The sequence below is a fragment of the Agrobacterium sp. ES01 genome, assembly GCF_050320885.1.
GTDB lineage: Bacteria > Pseudomonadota > Alphaproteobacteria > Rhizobiales > Rhizobiaceae > Allorhizobium.
Window position 1 is genome coordinate 99,069 of the sequence record NZ_JBNQTH010000003.1, and the last position, 16,263, is coordinate 115,331.

The following is a 16,263-nucleotide window of genomic DNA, read 5'->3' on the forward strand; positions in this document are numbered from 1 at the left end:
TTAGCCCTTTTCCAGAACTGAAAGTTCAATCCTCGTTCAAAATATCGTCGTCAACCAAGGGCCTGGGAGCCGTAAAGGTCCAGCGCACGAAACTGGGGCACAGACCCGCCCTCCAGCGGCGTGTTCGGCCTGAATATGATCCGCCGACTTTCACCCGCCGCGAGATCGATTGCATTGTCGCTGTAGCGGCCCGGGCACTCGCTCTCGACCATGACATAGAGCGCCAGTCCAGACGCGGACACATCCAATTCAATGGAACCGTCGCCCCGCAAGGCAGCCGACAGCGACACCCCCGAGTCCTCGAGATCGAGCGCCTTGTAGCTCGACATCACTTGATGGCCCTCGCCGCTCATGCCGTTGGACGCAATGAAACTCCAGCCGATCACACAATCAGGTGGAATGTCGTCGAGCGAGACCGACAGCAGTGCTTCAGCACGATCAGGTGAACACTGCCCATTGGCGCTTTTAAGCGGCACGCGCTCGCCGCTCAGCGTCAAAGCCGACAGGTTCATGTCGAACACCAGCGTCTCGGCTGTATCGTTGATCATCTTGAAATCGATGGTGTCCCCGTCCTTGGACGGGATTGCCACGACGGTAGCCGGCTGGAAAAAGCGCCGTGCCATATAGTGCATCGCTTTCCAGCCACCGCCATGATCAAGGCTCGACCACGACGCGACCGGCCAGGTATCGTTCAGCTGCCAGTAGACGGTGCCCATGCAATGGGGCTTGAGCGACCGCCAGTAATCAACCGCAGTGCGGATCGCCAGACCTTGCTGGATCTGGCTTAGATAAATGAACTTTCCAAAATCCGTGGGAAAGCGGAAATAGCGGAACATGGTCGCCGCTATGCGCTCGTTGCCGCCCGCATTCTTCTGATGCAGTTCCACCACGGGCGAAGCGATGTTGAGATCGCGTTCATCGGCAAAACCCTTGATAACCTGCAGTGACGTATAGGACTGAAAGCCGAACTCCGAGCAGAAGCGCGGATGCACCTCGCGATAGTTTTCAAATGGCTTGTTCTCGTGCCAGACCGACCAGTAATGCATGTCGCCAGCGCCATCGGCATGCCATGCGTCACCAAAGTCGAGGTAGCCCGACGAAGGGCTGGAAGGCCACCAGATGGCTTGTGGCGCGGCCTGTTTCAAACCTTGTTCGATCACCCTGTTGAGCCGGTCATAGGCCACAAGATAGCGATCGCGGTTCTCCAGAGATTCGGGGAACCAGGTGAGCGCGCCCACCAATTCATTGTCACCGCACCACAACACGATTGAGGGATGAGACGACAGACGGCGAACCTGATAATCCACTTCTGCGGCCACATTGGCGAGGAAGTCATCGGTGCAGGGGTAAAGATTGCAGGCAAACATGAAGTCCTGCCAGACCATCAGCCCCATGTCGTCGCACAGATCATAGAACCAGTCGGCCTCATAGAAACCGCCGCCCCAGATGCGGATCATATTCATATTGGCGTCGACTGCCGATTGCAGCAGGTCGCGGGTCTTCTCGCGTGATGTCCGCGAAAACAGCGCATCCGCCGGTATCCAGTTGGCGCCCCGCGCAAAAATCTCGCGTCCATTGATGCTGAGCGCAAAGCGGCTGCCGGCATCATCCTTGTCGGTCAGCAATTCGACGGTGCGAAAACCGATCTTGCGTTCTACGATCTCACCGGGAATTTCGACCTTGAGGATCGAGACTGCCTGTTCGCCGCTTCCGGCCGGCCACCATAACCGTGGCTTTTCGACCGTGAAGACATGGGTAATCACCGTTTCTCCGGAACGCGTGCCGCAATCGAGGCGGATACGTTCGCCGTCCAGTTCGAAATGCACCGGCACGATGGCCGGATCGTCGGAAAACAGTGTCAGGGTAACAGCCAGATCGACACTGCCATCCGTATGATGGGTCTGCTCGGTGGTCAGATGCTCCACACGTGCCGGATCGAACTTCTTCAGCGCAATAGTGCCATAGAGACCAAGAGGCGCGATCGCGATGTTCCAATCCCAACCGAAATGGCATTGCGGCTTGCGCAACATATTGCCATTGGGAATTGGCGAATTGGCCTTTTGGTATGGCACATAAAAGGGCTGTTTTGCCTGACGCTCGGCGCCGGCTGCAATGCTGGAATGGAACAGGATGCGGATACGATTTTCGCCGGGCTGCAAGGCATCTGTCACCGATGGGCGATATCGCCGAAAGCAGTTGTCGGCAGACAAGACCGGAACATCATTGACGAAAACGATGGCGACCGTATCGAGGAAGTCGATGTCGAGATACCAGTCGCCATCCACCTGTTCGACCACAAATTCTCGCTCGATCTCCCAATCGCGCTCGGCTACCCATTGCACAAGCTCCTCATTCCGGCCCTCATAGGGATCCGGAATGACACCGGCGTCGCATAGCGCCGAATGCACGTCGCCGGGCACCGCCATGACAGTCTGATGCGCGCCAGCCGATGACAGGCGCCATGTGCCGGCAAGATCTCTATGGTTGGCGTTGTCGCTGCGTATACTCATCAAGCCTGTCCCAAATGCCAACTCCGAAACGAATAATCCGGAGCTGAAGTTTCCCTAGATACGAATCTCACTTTCCGCATCAAACAGGGACGCGACGGACATGTCGAAGGTAAGGCGTACTGCGCTGCCGGGAGAATATCGACGCGTACCGGCGGTGCGCACCGACATCGTGTGGCCGCCATGTTTGACCCACAGCAGGTTGTCGGCACCCATCGGCTCTTCGATATCCACGACGGCATCATGGCTGACAACTCCGGCAGCTACCTCCTCATCGACTTTGATATGTTCGGGGCGCAAGCCGAGAATGACCTTGCGCCCGGCCATCAAGGGCTCGGACGCATCATAGCCATCGAGCGGAATTTCCGCGTCGCTCGTGACAAAGCAGAGACGCCCACCCCGCTCCTCGGTATGGCCGGACATGAAATTCATGGACGGCGAACCAATAAAGCCAGCCACGAACAGATTGACCGGACGGTTGTAGATCGTCATCGGATCGTCAAGTTGCTGGATCACGCCGCTTTTCATGATGGCAATCCGATCGGCAAGCGTCAGGGCCTCGATCTGGTCGTGCGTCACGTAGATCATCGTGTTCTTCAACGAATGGTGCAGACGCTTGATCTCGACGCGCAACTCCGAGCGCAACTTGGCATCGAGATTCGACAGCGGCTCGTCGAACAGGAATACGTCAACGTCGCGCACAAGAGCACGACCGATCGCCACCCGCTGCCGTTGCCCACCGGAAAGCTCGGCGGGCTTGCGCTGTAGCAGGGGTTCGATCTGCAGGATCTCGGAGGCACGCGCCACCTTCGCCTTGATCGTGTCTGCAGGCACCTTTGCCACCTGCAGCCCGAAGGACAGGTTCTTCTCCACCGTCATCTGCGGATAAAGCGCATAGGACTGAAACACCATACCGATGCCACGGTCCTTCGGCTCTTCCCAGGTGACATTGCGATCCTTGATATAGATCTGCCCGTCGGTCGGCTCCAGAAGGCCGGCAATGCAATTGAGCAAAGTCGATTTTCCGCAACCGGATGAGCCGAGCAGAACAAGAAATTCGCCGTCATTGATGTCGAGATTTAGGTTTTTGAGCACGTTGACCGCGCCGAAACTCAATGAAAGATCCTTGATCGAAACGCTGATAGACATACGAATTACCCTTTGACGGCGCCGGCGGCGATACCACGGACGAACAGACGGCCGGAGACGAAATAGACGAACAGCGGAACGAGACCGGTCAGAATGGTCGCCGCCATGTTGACGTTGTATTCCTTCACCCCCTGAACGGAGTTGACGATATTGTTGAGTTGCACGGTCATCGGATAATATTCCGGGCGCGTGAACACGACACCGAACAGGAAGTCGTTCCAGATGCCTGTGATCTGAATGATCATCGCGACCACAAAGATCGGCATGGACATCGGAAACATGATGCGGAAATAGATCTGCCAGAACCCCGCCCCGTCGATACGTGCGGCCTTGAACAGTTCCTGCGGCAACGATGTAAAGTAGTTGCGGAAGAGCAGCGTCAGGATCGGCATGCCGAAGATGGTATGGACAACAATCAGGCCCGTCAGCGTACCGTAAATGCCCAGTTCGCGCAGCACGATCACGATCGGATAAATCATCACCTGATAGGGAATGAAGGCACCGATCACGAGGATCGTGAAGAACATCTCCCCGCCCTTGAACTTCCAGTTGGCAAGCGCATATCCGTTCAGCGACGCGATCAGGATCGAGATGATCATCGATGGAATCGTGATCCTGACCGAGTTCCAGAAACCACGCGAAAGCCCGTCACAATTGAGGCCCGTGCAGGCCTCGGACCATGCCTTGACCCAAGGCTCGAAGGTGATCTCGACCGGCGGCGAGAAGATATTGCCAAGCCGGATTTCCGGCATTGTCTTGAACGAGGTGACGATCATCACGTAGAGCGGCAACAGGTAGTAGATGGCGGCCAGTGTCAGCGTGCCATAGATCACCAGATTGCGCGCCGAAAAGAGCCGTTTTGGACGCCGCCCGCGCGGGCCTTCCATCTGCGACACAGATGGATCGGATGCTGCCGCCGCGACGTTGAGAGCTGCAGGATTAGCCACGCTTCTTCCCTCCGAATTCGAGATAGGCCCAGGGAATGATGATGATCGAAACGGTGATCAGCATCATGGTCGAAGCCGCGAAGCCCTGCCCGAGATTTTGCGCCTGGAACATGTAGTCGTAGACGTATTTGGCTGGCACTTCGGAGGAGATACCGGGACCGCCGCTCGTCTGCGCGACCACGAGGTCGTAGACGCGAACGATACCGCTGGCGATGATAACCAGCGTGGTGATGAACACGGGCCGCATCATTGGAATGACGATAAAGATATATGTGCGCCAGGTCGGAATGCCGTCGACCCGCGACGCCTTCCAGATGTCTTCGTCGATGCCGCGCAGTCCCGCCAGCATCAGGCACATGACCAGTCCCGTGCCCTGCCACAACGCTGCAATCAGGATGCCGTAGATGACAATGGATTGGGTGTAGAGCGGATCGAATGTAAAGCTGGTCCAGCCCAGTGAACGCACCACCGATTGAACGCCGAAATCGGGGTTGAGAATCCACTGCCACACCAGACCCGTGACAATGAAAGACAGCGCAAAGGGATAAAGGAAAATTGAACGGAAGGTATTTTCGAAGCGGATCTTCTGATCCATCATCGCCGCCAGAATGAACCCTATCAGCAGGCTGAAAATCAGCGACAACACGCCGAAGATGGCCAGGTTCTCGATCGAAATGAGCCAGCGGGGCGCCGCCCAAAGCCGTTCATACTGATCCAGCCCGACGAATTTCATGCGTGGCAGCAGTTTGGAATTTGTAAAGGAGTAAACAATTGTCCAGACCGTTCCGCCGAGGAAGATCACCAGGGCGGTGAGGATCATCGGGATTGAGGCAATCTTGGAATTGAGATTGCGAAACAATTGGTTCGGTCGGCGAGCGATCGCCCTGTCCGTCATGGGTAAAATCTCCTCCGTCGCAAACCCCGTAACCTCCGCTCGATCGAGGCAAGTTCACGGCAATCCACAACCGGTCGGCTTCAATATGTCCGGTGACAACCGCAGCTGAACCCGACACCGGAAAAGGCATCGAGCAGCGCACGCCGGACTCCCCCTTGTCCGGCGTGCGCTTCGGCTGCTGTCAGTCAGCCGACGCGATGAGGTCGGCGAAACGCTTCTGCGCGTCTTCCGGCGTCATCGACTCATTTGCGAAGAATTCCGAGAAGAGATCTTCGATCTGTTTCTGGCTATCTGCAGACATCATCTGGTTGGTGCTCTTGACCACATTGCCCTGGGCGAGAATATCGAGCCCCTTCTTCATGCAGTCATTGGCAGCTTCCAGATCCACGTCGCCGCGGATTGGCAGTGAACCCTTTTTCAGGTTGAAAGCGACCTGAGTTTCCGGGCTGACAATGGTGGACGCAAGAACAGCCTGTGCGGCAGACTTTTCGTCGTCCTTGAGCAGAGGGAAGTAGAAGGCGTCGCCATCGGTCGAGATGACCTCGTTGACACCGAGACCCGGCAGGCAGCTGTAATCCTTGCCCGCCACCTGGTTGGCCACCTGGAATTCACCCTGTGCCCAGTCACCCATGATCTGTCCACCGGCCTTGCCTGTGATCACCAGATTGGTCGCCTGGTTCCAGTCCTGAACATTGGAGCCCTTCGACATGCGACGGGCATCATCGGCGGCCTTGAAGATCTTGGCAATCTCGGGACCACCGGCAAATTCGGCGTCCTTGTCTTCATAGACCCGGTAGTAATTGTCCTTACCGGCCAATGACACCATCAGCACGCTGAACGCACCAGATGTCTGCCATGGCTGGCTGCCGACGGCCAGCGGAAGAATTCCGGCTTTCTCCAAGGCTGGAGCTGCCGCGACATATTCATCCCAGTTCGTCGGAACGGCGACACCCGCTTTTTCAAAGGCACCATTGGAAAGCCACAGCCACTGCCAGGAATGGATATTGACCGGCGCGCAGTAGATCTTGCCATCGATCGTGCAGCCTTCCAGCAGGCTTGCCGGACGGATGACTTCGGTCCATTTTTCCTTCTCAGCGACATCGCTGAGATCACGCATCAACCCGGCCTCGACGAGCTCCTCCGCCTGACGACCATGATTGAACTGGGTCGCACCCATCGGATCACCGCCGGTAATACGGCTGATCATGATCGGACGTGCAGTTCCTCCCGAACCGGCAATCGCCCCATCAACCCAGTGATTTCCAGTTTTGTCGAAGGCCTTCGCAAGCTCGGCCACCGCGGCTGCTTCGCCACCGGAGGTCCACCAATGCGTGACTTCGAGATCGGTGGCATGCGCCATACCAAACGGCATAGCGACACCTGCAGCCAAAAAGGCTGCAACTTTAGAAAATTTCATGAGTCTCCTCCCTCACTGAAACGTTGCCGTAAAAACCTATTCGAAACCTATCGACGACGCAACGGCGCGCTGCATAATTTCTATAATAGAGCGTATTTTCAATCTGCGCGCGTATTGAGGAGTGAGATAGAAATGTTGCCGATCGCCGATTATTGCGTCGCAGCGTCAACAAATAGCTCAAACAATGCAGTATTTTGGCTTCTTTTCTCGCAAAATCCGCAAAAATCAGCACCTGTGGGATTTCGCAGGTGCGAAATTTTGAAACACAGGAGAACACAACCTTGAAGGACGGAAATGACCGTACACACCCTAATTTAAGCCTAGACTTTCGTACTGTATCGTTACAGTTAATAGCGGTGCGCATGTTGGAGGATGATGCGCCCAACAATGGCAAATGCTAAATAATAAGTATAAGAAGCGAAAATTGACGATCGTGGGGGAAGCGCATGGCTGACGCAGAAGACCGGACGGCCAGACGTCCAGGAGCGGGCAAGGAACGCCCGACCCTGAAGACGATTGCCTATATGACGGGCCTCGGTATCACCACCGTCTCACGGGCACTGAAAGACGCCCCCGATATCGGCGCCGATACCAAGGAACGTGTTCGCCTTGTCGCCCGCCAGCTTGGATATCAGCCAAACCGTGCAGGCGTTCGCCTCCGCACGGGCAAGACAAATGTCATCGCACTGGTGCTTTCCATCGACGAAGAGATCATGGGCTTTTCCAGCCAGATGGTGTTCGGCATCAGCGAAGCCCTGTCGGGAACACCCTATCATCTTATTTTGACGCCCCATTCCCACAGCCGGGATCCGCTGGCCCCAGTCCGATATATTCTCGATACGGGCTCGGCTGACGGTGTGATCATTTCGCGTATTGAACCCAATGATCCACGCGTTACGCTGTTGATCGACCAGAACATGCCATTTGCAGCGCATGGTCGAAGCGACAATGGCCTTGCTCATCCCTATCATGACTTCGACAATGAAGCCTATGCGCGAGAAGCTGTGCGCAGATTGGTCAAGGACAAGGGACGTCGGCGTATCGCCCTGTTACAGCCACCGACAAAGCTTGCCTATCACCAGCACACGCGATTGGGTTTCCAGCGCGCCCTCGCCGAGTTCGGCGCAGGCGAAGTACCGCTCAATGTGACAATCGACACACCGCTCCCCGATATCCGCGACGCCATCGAGACGCTGATGCGCTCGCCCGAGGCACCGGATGGCATCATATCATCGTCAGGAAGCGGAACGATCGCCGTCAATGGTGGCGTCGAGGCAGCCGGAAAGCGGATCGGCAAAGATGTCGACGTGGTCTCGAAACAATCTGCCCCTGTCCTCAACTGGATCCGTCCGGAAATCATCACCGCGTTCGAGGATGTGCGCGAGGCCGGCACGCAACTGGCCAGGGCCGTGATCGCCCAGATCGACGGAGCACCGCCGGAAACCTTGCAAAGCATCAGCCAGGCAAAATGGCCCGAAAGCGTCTGAAGGAATGTGCCGCCCATGGTGGCCGAGCCAAAACAGAAAATCCCGCGCATTTGTGATGCACGGGACTTTTCGAGTATGTCGCCTGATGAAGGCAGGCAATAGTCTTGATCAGAACGTTGCCAGCCCACTGCCCCAGGGACCGTGGTGGAAGTCCTTGCCGTCCATACGATCGAAACCGTGGGCGCCGAAGAAGTCGCGTTGGGCCTGGATCAGGTTGGCCGTACCGCGGCTTTGTGTATAGGCGTCGAAATAGTTGAGCGCCGAGGCAAGGGCCGGAACCGGAAGACCGGCATTCACGGCAGTGGACACGACCCGGCGCAGCGATGGCAGCGATTCCTTCAGCATTTCGCTAAAGGCTGGCGTGACCACCAGATTGGCGGCATCAGGCATCGCGGTAAAGGCCTGGGTGATCTCGTCCAGAAACTGCGAACGGATGATGCAGCCGGCGCGCCAGATCTTGGCAATGGTCGGCATCGGCAGGTTCCAGCCAAATTCCTTGCTGGCCGCGGACATCACGGCAAAGCCCTGCGCATAGGCGCCGATCTTGGCAGCAAACAGCGCGAGTTCGAGATCCTTTTCGAGGTCACCGGAATGATCGAATTTCAACGTGCTCTTGCCGAACAGCTTTTCGGCAGCTTCGCGCTCCGTCTTCATCGACGACAGGCTGCGAGCAGCGACAGCGGCCTCGATGGCCGTCGCCGGAATACCCATCTGCTGGGCCTCGATCACAGACCATTTGCCCGTGCCCTTCTGGCCGGCCTTGTCGAGGATCATATCGACCATAGGCTCGCCAGAAATCGGATCCTTTGCGTTCAGAACCTTTTCACTGATCTCAATCAGATAGGAGTTGAGACGACCCTTGTTCCACTCACCAAATGTGGCACCAACGTCGTGGGCCGACTTGCCCATTCCGTCACGCAGCACACCGTAGACTTCGGCGATCATCTGCATGTCGGCATATTCAATACCGTTGTGGATGGTCTTGACGAAATGACCGGCACCATTCTCACCGAGCCAGGCGCAGCACGGATCGCCGTCGAACTTGGCAGCGATAGACGTCAGCACCTTCTCGACGCGCGCATAGGATTGTTCGGTACCGCCAACCATGATCGACGGACCATGACGCGCACCCTCTTCGCCACCCGAGACGCCCATGCCGATGAAGGTCACGCCTGTGTCCTTCAATCGGTCGAAGCGCGCCATCGTGTCGCGGAAATTGGCATTGCCGGCATCGATGATGATGTCGTTATCCGACAACAGCGGCAAAAGCGCATCGATCTGCTGATCGACCGGATCGCCGGCCTTGATCATGATGATGATCGGACGCGGCGGGCGTATGGCCGCGATGAATTCTTCAAGTGTCTGGCAGTTGACGATATTGCCGGCGAGGTCACCCGCTTCCCCGAGGAATTCGTCGGTACGCGCTCCGGTCCGATTGAAGACCGCGATCTTGTTACCCTTTTCGGCAATATTGAGGGAGAGGTTGGACCCCATGACCCCAAGGCCGATCAATCCGATTTCCGCTTGCATAGGTGACCCTTTCTAGACTCTTTGGAGGCACTATTTGGCACTCCAGACAGGCTAGGACAAGAGCTGAAACGGCTCTTGTCTCTGTTTGCGCAAACGTGAATTAAACCTCAGGCTTGTCATCACCGTCATCGAGCGCCCGCCAGGCGGCCCCTTCCAGATCGTCATACTGACCGCTCTTCAGCGACCACAGGAAGGCGCCCAACCCCAGGCCGCCCAGAAACAAGGCGATCGGGATCAGATAGATCAGCATGTTCATGATGCAAGCCTTGCTGTGCGGGGCGCTACATTTGGCGTCGGCGCACCCTTCGGCACCGGCAGATGGCTGCCAAGGGAATTGAGCCTCAGGGCATTGAGCACCACAATGATCGACGATGTCGACATGGCGATGGCAGCAATCAGCGGCGTTGCTATGCCCGAAAGCGCCAACGGCACCGCCAGACCGTTATAGATGATGGCGATGGCGAAATTCTCACGGATAAGCCGCCCTGCCTTGCGCGACGCACGGATCGCAAGGGGCACGGCTTCCAGGCTGTCATGCATGAAGACGAAATCGGCGGCCTGTCGCCCGATATCGGCAGCCGTGGCAGGTGCCATCGAAACATGGGCCGCCGAAAGTGCCGGCGCATCGTTGATGCCGTCTCCCACCATCAACAGCCTGTGGCCCGATCGTTGAGCCTCTACACAGAACCCCGCCTTGTCTGCTGGCTTCAAATTGGCTTTCCAGTCCCGGACACAAAGTCTTGTCGCAAGCTTAGCAACAACCTCGGGCCGGTCTCCGGACAGGATCGTCACCGGGATTTTCTTCAGTGCAAAATCGGCCAATGCCTGTTCAACGCCTGGCCGAAGCGCATCTTCGAACTGAAAGGTTTCGAGCACGGCATAATCCAGCGACAACACAACCTCCGAACGCGACGACATACGGCCCTCTGGCGCTGTCGTCCCGTTGCCTGCAAACGAACGACTGCCGAGACGATAAATTCCCGCAGAAGTCTTAGCCTCGATACCCGAACCCGGTATTTCACGGACGTCGTCGAATGTGACGGCGACACTGCCGACGGAGCGATAAAGCGCCTCCGACAGCGGATGACGGGAATGGGAGCCGAGGCTTGCGGCAATCTGCATATGGCCGGGATCGACGCCCGACCGATTGATGAACCGGGGGCGCCCAAGCGTCAGCGTACCCGTTTTGTCGAAGGCGGCACAGTCGATCTCTGCCAGTCGCTCCATCGCCGAGCCGTCCTTGACCATGATGCCCGCCTTGAACAGCCGACCGGCCGCCACGACCTGGACCACAGGAACGGCCAGGCCGAGCGCGCATGGACAGGTGATGATCAAGACGGCAACCGCCACCAGCAGCGCGTGCTTCCAGTCGCCGCCATAGAGACCCCAGAACAGGAAAGCGCCAAAGGCCAGCAGATGAACCGCCGGTGCATAGATTTCCGCCGCCCGGTCAGCGATGCGGCGATAGCCGGCTTTGCCGCCTTCAGCGGCTTCCATAAGCCGCACGATTTCCGCCAGGAAGGAATCACGGGCAAGCGCACTCGCCTCAAGCGTCAATCCACCGGTGAGATTGAGGATACCTGCCTGAAGCGCATCCCCTTTCTGCACGCGCACTGCAGCGCTCTCCCCGTTGACAATGGAAAAATCAGAATCGCTGACGCCTGAGACGACAATACTGTCGACGGGCACCCGCTCACCGGCACCGACCGAAAGACGATCACCAATGGCGATGTCGGCCAACGGCCGGTATTCGCGTCCCCCATCCGCCATCACCACCATGGCGCCGCGCGGCGATAGCCGCGCAAGACCGGTGATGGCAGAGCGCGCCCTGTCGCGCATCACATGATCGAGCGTGCGGCCGATCAGGAGCAGAAACAGCAAAGTCACCGAGGCATCGAACCAAGCCTGTTCACCGTGATGAACGGTCTCCCAAAGAGACATCGAATAGGCCAGGATCACAGCCAGCGAGATCGGCACATCCATGTTCACGCGCCCATGGCGCAGGCCATTCCAGGCAGAGACGAAGAAAAAACGACCGGCATAGATAATGGCCGGTGCTGCGATTGCTGCCGACAGCCAGTGGAACATGTCTCGTGTGGCAGCATCCGCGCCTGACCAGACCGATACCGACAAAAGCATGATATTGCTGGCAGCAAATCCTGCCACTGCGACGGCCAGCATCAGCTTGTTGCGCAAGGCTTCATCACCGTCTGTTGCGGCTGCGAACAAATGCGCTTCGTAACCGGAGGCGAACACAGTACGCACGATGTCGACCGGATCGGTAACAATCTGGCCGACCTTGGCCTTCCAGACGATAGACACCCGTTTTGTGGAAAGGTTGACCCGTGCCCGTTCCACATCGGGCCGGCTTTTCAGGCTTTTCTCGATCGTGGCGATACAGGCACCGCAGTGCACGCCCGGAACAGACAGCTCTGTCTGGTAAAGTCCATCACCAAGATCACGGCTGGAAAGGCGCAATTCCTCTGACGATGGCAGGGCATGGGCGGCCCGCTCCATCTCCAGGGTCCCTTCGGTGCCGGCAGCACAGCAGCTCATTTTCCATCCTCGGTCACGGCAATCCGGTTGGCTTCGTGGATCAGCAAAGTGCCATCTTTCTCTGCCTTGACTTCCACAATCCAATGGCCAGGAAGCACATCATGTTCGGCAACGAAATCGCCATTGCCGACAGGTAACAGGACCACTGTAAAATCCTGGTGCTCGCCAACGGGACGCTTGAAATGAGCCGTCACGTGATCGGCACCCACCGCACCCTTGCCAGCAATCGTCAGATTGTAGCGGATCTCGCCATCGGCCACCGTCATTTTGCCGGTAATGCCGGTTGCCAGCATGTCGCGGATCGCATGCGCCTTTCCGTTGAATTCCTGGCTGGCGACATAGGTGTTTTGAACCACCAGCCCGCTCCATGTGGACGTGGCATAGTAGGCCATCAAAAAGTTCACTGAAATAATCGTTCCGAAAAAGGCGAACATCACAGCCAGCATGTGCCAGCCGGTAAAAACGAAGGGGCGTTTTTGCAGCATCGAGGTCACTTTTTCACTCCCGGCCCGTTGAAGACGGCCTTGTAGATTGCGGTTTCATCTCCATTGGCATCTTTGGCGACGAAGTCGAATTCCTCAGATGTCCAGCTAACCTGATTGCCCGGCAGCGTGACGAAGACCTTCAGCGCGGTTGCCTCATCCGGCTCGACTGACAGCGTGATAGACTGCCCAATCGGCTGATCGATACCGTTGATCTTCATGGTCGCCTCAGGCAGCCCCTGGATCGACAATTCAACATTGCGTGGTTCCGGAATCATGTTCAACAGCCGAACCGTATAGCCGTTGCGGATCGATCCGTCCGATTCCAGCACATATTGCGGATTGCGGTCATGCAGCACGTTGACTTCCAGCCGCTCACGGTTGAGCAGCGCAACCGCTAGACCGATACCGACAGCGCACCACACAGCCATGTATAGCAGCGTGCGTGCACGGAAAATGACGTGCCAGCTGAAGTGCCTCACCTTGTGGTGGAAATGGCCGTCGCTGTCGCGCACCAGATCAGGATTGACACCATGCGTTCCATTGCCGGTCGCAAGGGCCATGTTCTGGTCGTAGTCCGAGAGAGTGGCATAGGAAATCAGCCCGCGGTCGCGGCCGAGTTTGTCCATCACACCGTCGCAGGCATCGATGCACAAGGCACAGGTGATGCATTCAAGCTGCTGGCCATCGCGTATGTCGATTCCCATGGGACAGACAGCAACACAGGCATTGCAATCCACACAATCGCCCACCAGCTCGCCGGAAGCAGCCGCTTTCTTGGCATGACGCGTCCTCGGTTCACCACGCCAGTCGTTATAGGTGACCACCAGAGAATTTTCATCCAGCATTGCCGCCTGAATGCGCGGCCAGGGGCACATATAGGTGCAGACCTGTTCGCGCATCAGACCGCCGAAGACATAGGTCGTGGCGGTCAAAATAGCGACGGTGATGTAAGCAGCAGACGGAGCCCGCCCCGTTGCAAAGTCAATCAGAAGGCCCGGCGCATCGGCGAAGTAAAAAATCCATGCACCGCCAGTCAGGACGGCAATCGCGATCCAGATGGCATGCTTGGAAACCCGTCTTGCGACCTTATCGAAGGACCAGGGCGCTTTGTCGAGCTTCATGCGGGCATTGCGGTCTCCTTCGACGGCCCTCTCGACCGCCAGGAACAGATCCACCCACACCGTCTGCGGACAGGTATAGCCGCACCACGCCCGACCGACGGCAGACGTAATCAGAAACAGTCCGAAACCGGCCATCACCAACAGTCCCGCCACGAAGAAGAACTCCTGTGGCCAGATTTCAATGAAGAAGAAATAGAATCGGCGATGCGCCAGGTCGATGAGCACGGCCTGATCCGGTGCATAAGGGCCCCTGTCCCATCGCAGCCACGGCGTGAGATAGTAGATCCCGAGCGTGACGATCATGACCAGCCATTTGAACCGGCGAAACTGCCCTTCGGCGCGCTTGGGAAAGATCTTCTTGCGCGCTTCGTAAAGCGGTTTGCGAACGCCAGCAGCGTTGACGGCCTGAGCGTCGAGACGCTCGATGTCTCCACTCTCTGCAGGGCGTTTGTCGTCAGCCTGAAAATTCATGTGATGCACCTCTCAAGTCAGTGCATCTCTGTCACCTCCAAGCAGGCTCTACCTTGACATACATCAAGTCGCGGCGAAGCGCCGCAACGCGCCGGATGCCAACGCCTTCTTCCAGGGTCGATGACTAAATCATTCAAATCGAATGGACAAAATGTCGCACATCGCGCAGTCTGGCCTTCCTGTTGTTCAAAGTGAGGGGAAGCACCATGACGGCATTGATCGGATTTCTGAATACGGTCTTCTGGGGCTATGTACTGATTTACGGGCTCTTGGCCGTTGGCGTGTTCTTCACCATCAAGCTTGGCTTTCCGCAATTCTTGCATTTTGGCGAAATGTTCCGGGTCCTCCGCCGCAGTGACAATACCGACAAGTCCGGAATCAGCCCCTTTCAGGCCCTGACTGTCAGCCTCGCCTCGCGCGTCGGCACCGGCAATCTCGCAGGCGTCGCCGTCGCCCTTTATCTGGGTGGCCCCGGTGCGATTTTCTGGATGTGGATGGTCGCCCTTGTCGGGATGGCGACCGCCTATTCCGAAAGCACGCTGGCGCAGCTTTACAAGGTCAGAAACGAGAACGGCGACTATCGAGGCGGCCCCGCCTTCTACATCGCCCGTGGCCTTGGTGCTCCTTGGGCTGGCTGGGTTTTCTCCGTCTGCCTGATCATCTCCTTCGGCCTTGTCTTCAACGCCGTTCAGGCCAATTCCATCGCAGACGCCATGGAAGGTGCCTTCGGTGTGCCGAAGATCGGCGTCGGCGTGGTGCTTGCTGCCATCACCGGCGTGGTGATCTTCGGCGGTATTCGCCAGATTGCCCGCGTCGCGGAAATCGTGGTGCCCTTTATGGCAGTAGTCTATCTGCTGCTGGCGATTTACGTCCTGATCGTCCACATCACCGAAGTACCTGCCGCCATCGGCATGATCCTGTCTCACGCCTTCGGCCTGCAGGAAGCGGCAGGCGGCGTCACCGGCGGTGTCATGGCGGCCATGATGAATGGTGTAAAGCGCGGCCTCTTCTCCAACGAGGCAGGCATGGGCTCTGCACCCAATATCGCAGCCGTTGCCACCCCCGATCCGCATCACCCCTCATCGCAGGGCTTCGTCCAGGCACTCGGCGTCTTCATCGATACGCTGCTGATCTGCTCGGCGACGGCCATCATGATCCTGCTGTCCGGCACGCTTGAGCCCGGCTCCGGCTTGACGGGAACCCAGCTCACGCAGGCTGCGATCTCCGCCCATATCGGTTGGTTCGGCAGCTACTTCATCGCCATCGCCATCTTCTTCTTCGCCTTCACCTCGATCATCGGCAACTACTCCTATGCCGAAAACGCCCTCACCTTCATGAAGCTCGACCAGAAGGTGCCAATGATGATCATGCGCCTTGCCGTGCTGCTGATGGTCATCTGGGGCGCCTATGAAAGCGTGTCGACAGTCTTCGACGCTGCCGACGCCTCCATGGGCCTGATGGCAACCATCAACCTGATCGCGATCCTGTTACTGTCTGGAACGGTGGCCAAACTCACCAAGGACTATTTCGCGCAGAAAAAGGCGGGTGAAGTCCCCCGCTTTCACGCAGCCGACTATCCGGAGCTACAGGGGCGGATCAACGAAGAGATCTGGTCGCGCCGCGACTGAGATCCAAAGACACCAAACCCCGCGACTCGCGTCGCGGGGTTTTTAGAACGTGACTGAAGTTCAGAAGCGT

12 protein-coding genes are annotated in these 16,263 nt (G+C 57.5%); 2 read left to right on the forward strand and 10 right to left on the reverse strand.

The window, feature by feature from the left end:
- Window positions 1–50 precede the first annotated feature (50 nt).
- From ACQQ2Q_RS09775 to ACQQ2Q_RS09795, 5 genes are all read right to left on the reverse strand, one after another.
- Window positions 51–2,510 (reverse strand): beta-mannosidase, encoded by a 2,460-nt coding sequence (locus ACQQ2Q_RS09775; protein WP_428186885.1) that lies wholly within the window; start codon window positions 2,508–2,510, stop codon window positions 51–53.
- Between the two features lie 54 nt (window positions 2,511–2,564).
- Window positions 2,565–3,656, reverse strand: coding sequence for an ABC transporter ATP-binding protein (locus ACQQ2Q_RS09780; RefSeq protein WP_428186886.1), 1,092 nt, complete (start codon window positions 3,654–3,656; stop codon window positions 2,565–2,567).
- Between the two features lie 5 nt (window positions 3,657–3,661).
- On the reverse strand, window positions 3,662–4,543 hold the full coding sequence (locus ACQQ2Q_RS09785) for a carbohydrate ABC transporter permease (RefSeq protein WP_428187477.1): 882 nt from the start codon (window positions 4,541–4,543) through the stop codon (window positions 3,662–3,664).
- A gap of 52 nt (window positions 4,544–4,595) precedes the next feature.
- Entirely contained in the window at window positions 4,596–5,498 is a 903-nt protein-coding gene (locus tag ACQQ2Q_RS09790; protein ID WP_428186887.1) for a carbohydrate ABC transporter permease, read from the reverse strand.
- 181 nt (window positions 5,499–5,679) lie between these two features.
- Complete coding sequence (locus ACQQ2Q_RS09795; protein ID WP_428186888.1) at window positions 5,680–6,915, reverse strand: ABC transporter substrate-binding protein; 1,236 nt, start codon at window positions 6,913–6,915, stop codon at window positions 5,680–5,682.
- A gap of 446 nt (window positions 6,916–7,361) precedes the next feature.
- Here ACQQ2Q_RS09795 and ACQQ2Q_RS09800 point away from each other — a divergent pair, with 446 nt between their 5' ends.
- A complete protein-coding gene (locus ACQQ2Q_RS09800; RefSeq protein ID WP_428186889.1) occupies window positions 7,362–8,402 on the forward strand; it encodes a LacI family transcriptional regulator in 1,041 nt (346 codons plus the stop codon).
- Between the two features lie 108 nt (window positions 8,403–8,510).
- On the opposite strand, the gene gndA is transcribed toward ACQQ2Q_RS09800, so the two are convergent.
- The 5 genes from gndA to ccoG all read right to left on the reverse strand — a co-directional run bounded on the left by gndA (window position 8,511) and on the right by ccoG (window position 14,565).
- Window positions 8,511–9,932: an NADP-dependent phosphogluconate dehydrogenase gene (gene gndA / locus ACQQ2Q_RS09805; RefSeq protein WP_428186890.1), complete on the reverse strand. Its 1,422-nt coding sequence runs from the start codon at window positions 9,930–9,932 to the stop codon at window positions 8,511–8,513.
- Window positions 9,933–10,032: 100 nt separating this feature from the next.
- On the reverse strand, window positions 10,033–10,188 hold the full coding sequence (ccoS, locus tag ACQQ2Q_RS09810) for a cbb3-type cytochrome oxidase assembly protein CcoS (protein ID WP_428186891.1): 156 nt from the start codon (window positions 10,186–10,188) through the stop codon (window positions 10,033–10,035).
- Window positions 10,185–12,488, reverse strand: a complete 2,304-nt coding sequence (locus ACQQ2Q_RS09815; RefSeq protein WP_428186892.1) for a heavy metal translocating P-type ATPase — start codon at window positions 12,486–12,488, stop codon at window positions 10,185–10,187. The genes ccoS and ACQQ2Q_RS09815 overlap by 4 nt, the downstream gene beginning before the upstream one ends.
- On the reverse strand, window positions 12,485–12,973 hold the full coding sequence (locus ACQQ2Q_RS09820) for a FixH family protein (protein WP_428187478.1): 489 nt from the start codon (window positions 12,971–12,973) through the stop codon (window positions 12,485–12,487). Before ACQQ2Q_RS09820 ends, ACQQ2Q_RS09815 begins: the two co-directional genes overlap by 4 nt.
- A gap of 5 nt (window positions 12,974–12,978) precedes the next feature.
- The gene (gene ccoG / locus ACQQ2Q_RS09825) at window positions 12,979–14,565 is read right to left on the reverse strand and encodes a cytochrome c oxidase accessory protein CcoG (RefSeq protein ID WP_428186893.1); all 1,587 of its coding nucleotides are present in this window, start codon (window positions 14,563–14,565) and stop codon (window positions 12,979–12,981) included.
- Window positions 14,566–14,771: 206 nt separating this feature from the next.
- Between ccoG and ACQQ2Q_RS09830 the strand changes: the two genes are divergently transcribed.
- Window positions 14,772–16,193 carry an alanine/glycine:cation symporter family protein gene (locus tag ACQQ2Q_RS09830; protein WP_428186894.1) on the forward strand — a complete coding sequence of 474 codons (1,422 nt, stop codon included), beginning with the start codon at window positions 14,772–14,774 and terminating at the stop codon, window positions 16,191–16,193.
- Window positions 16,194–16,263: the final 70 nt, after the last annotated feature.